Below are 1,372 nucleotides of genomic sequence, written 5' to 3'. Positions count from 1 at the left end.
CGTCTTGGCCCATACGGGAGGGGCCGTGCAAGCCGTATGGGCGGTTGTGCGGAGGCGGGAACAGGATCGGGACGCGTCATGGTCAACGCCGTTTGACCATCTTTGTGAGCAGTCTGTTTCCGCCTTGAGGCGCGAAATCGCTCTAGGGGGGGCTTTGTCGACCGGCTTAAAGGAGACGGTCATGGGTCAGCCGGAGAGTGACGCCGCAGGAGCGGCGGTCCGCGCGCCGCTCGGCGAGCGCCGGGCCTATGCCGCACCCTATGAAAGCCTGACCTTCACCCTCGTCACCCGCGGGGGGCGCGAGCTGGCCGTGACCTTGGCGGCGCAGCCGGTGTTCGATCTGAGCCGGTCGGTCCCGGTCAGTCGGCGTATCCGGCGCTCTGTCCGCCACCGCGGGGGGGAGAGCGCCCTCACCGCATTGGGGCGCCGGATGCTGGAGCCCGCGGATCTCAAACGCATTGACCTGCAGACGCTGAATCATGGACTCGATCTGCTGCGCCTGCAGCGCGACGACAGTGGCGTCCTGCCGGCCTTCTGGCGAACAGTCGCCTCGAGCGGCGGGCAGTTTGCCCTGCTCTGCACCGAGCTCCAGCAAGAGGCGGCGCCAGGGACCCTGCTGGTCGAGGTCATGGGCGGGCTGGAGCAGGCGTCGGCGGAAGCCCTCGACGAGGCCATCGCTCATTTCGAAACCGCCGCCCTGGGACTGATCCTGCACATCGCACCGGACCCGGGCGCGGCCCGGCGACTGAACGGGGTGCGGGCCCAGTGCCTGGCCATCGACTTCGCCGGCGTCGCCCACGAAAGCGCGCGCGAGTGGATGGACGCCGCCGCCCTGGTCGGGGCGGCGCGCGCGGCCTGTCCGCAGGTCATGTTGCTGAACCTGCGGCCGGACCGTGGCCTGGCCGCCCACTCCGCCGGAGCGACCCACGCCGTCTTCGCCGGCATGGAGGCGATTACGGTCTGAGGCCGGTTGACGCGGTGCGCGCCGGGGCCTTCATTGCCGCATGCAGATCACGCTTCCGGCCCGCCTGTACGGCTGTCCTGACGCCTGGGCCCGGGAACGGTCGGCCATATTCGGCCGCGCCTGGCTGTTCCTGGGCCATGAGGACGAGGCGCCGCGACCAGGTGACTGGATCGCCACGGACATGGCGGGCCACCGGCTGCTGGCCGTGCGCGGCGCCGACGGGATCTTGCGCGCCTTCCACAACGTCTGCCGCCACCGGGCGGGGCCGCTGGTCTCCGGCGTGCGGGGCCACTGCGCCGGTGAACTGGTCTGCGGCTATCACGGCTGGCGCTATGCCCTGGACGGGCGGCTGCGGGCGGCGACCGGGTTCGGTGCGCTCGAGGGTTTCGATCCGCGAGAATTCGGACT

2 protein-coding genes are annotated in these 1,372 nt (G+C 70.7%); both read left to right on the top strand.

Annotated features, from left to right (window positions below):
- The first annotated feature begins 181 nt into the window (after positions 1-181).
- On the top strand, positions 182-964 hold the full coding sequence (locus tag Q8S40_RS18915; RefSeq protein WP_305671638.1) for a hypothetical protein: 783 nt from the start codon (positions 182-184) through the stop codon (positions 962-964).
- A 40-nt stretch (positions 965-1,004) separates the two neighbouring features.
- On the top strand, positions 1,005-1,372 hold a 368-nt coding region (locus Q8S40_RS18910), incomplete at its 3' end, for an aromatic ring-hydroxylating dioxygenase subunit alpha (RefSeq protein ID WP_305671637.1).

The sequence above is a fragment of the Falsiroseomonas sp. genome, from assembly GCF_030695085.1.
In the GTDB taxonomy this organism is placed as follows: domain Bacteria; phylum Pseudomonadota; class Alphaproteobacteria; order Acetobacterales; family Acetobacteraceae; genus Falsiroseomonas.
Note: the sequence above shows the minus strand (reverse complement) of the source record. Positions and strands in the feature narration are given on the sequence as shown.